Source organism: Vibrio sp. 1401 (assembly GCF_033340295.1).
The window spans coordinates 1-823 of record NZ_JAWOWF010000244.1 but is presented as its reverse complement, the minus strand read 5'-3'; the positions used below and the strand labels follow the sequence as shown (position 1 = coordinate 823).

Sequence of the window (823 nt, the reverse complement as noted above, 5' to 3'; positions counted from 1 at the left end):
ACAAACGCGTCAAACAATAAAAACGAATTAAGAGGACTGGTTTTGAGTATTTTATTTTCCGAAGCCCGCATTGGCAGCATGACCCTAAAGAACCGCTTTGTGCGTAGCGCAACGTGGGAAAATATGGCGACTGAAGATGGCCACATGACGGCAAAGCTTTACGATATTTACGAAGAGCTTGCTAAAGGTGAAGTCGGGCTAATCGTCACAGGTTACGCCAATATCGTTGAAGAAGAAAAGCCCAACGCAGGGATGATGGGTATTTACAACGACTCGTTCATCGAAGAATACAAAAAGCTCACAGAACTGGTTCATCAGTACGATTCTAAAATTGTGATGCAAATTGCTTATGGCGGTACTAAAACCACCTACAACGTCGGTGAGCGCGTGATTTTTGCACCGAGTGATGTGCCTGAGCGCGGCACGAATACTCAAGGCAAAGCGATGACGAAGGATGAAATCGACTACATCGTAAAAGCATTTGCATTAGCGAGTAAACGAGCTCAAGAAGCTGGTTTTGACGGTGTCGAGATTCATGCCGCGCACACTTACTTAATCAACCAGTTTTTAAGCCCGTACTACAACCGACGCGAAGACGAATACGGAGGCAGCTTAGAAAATCGTATGCGTTTGCTTTTGGAAATTTATTCTGAAACCAGAATGTTGGTGGGGGATGCGTTTCCAATTCTTGTGAAGCTGACCGCGACAGAATTTTTTGACGGCGGTTTAACATTCGATGAAACACGCATCGTGTGTAAGAAACTCGAAGAAGTGGGCGTTGATGCGATCATCGTCTCCGGCAACATTCACGGCAAAGCAAACG

General features: G+C 45.4%; 1 protein-coding gene. It reads left to right on the top strand.

Going from position 1 to position 823, the window contains the following annotated elements; all coding sequences use genetic code 11:
- Nucleotides 1–42 precede the first annotated feature (42 nt).
- Nucleotides 43–823: NADH:flavin oxidoreductase (locus tag R7Z77_RS24855; protein ID WP_318136984.1), on the top strand; the 781-nt coding region annotated here is incomplete at its 3' end.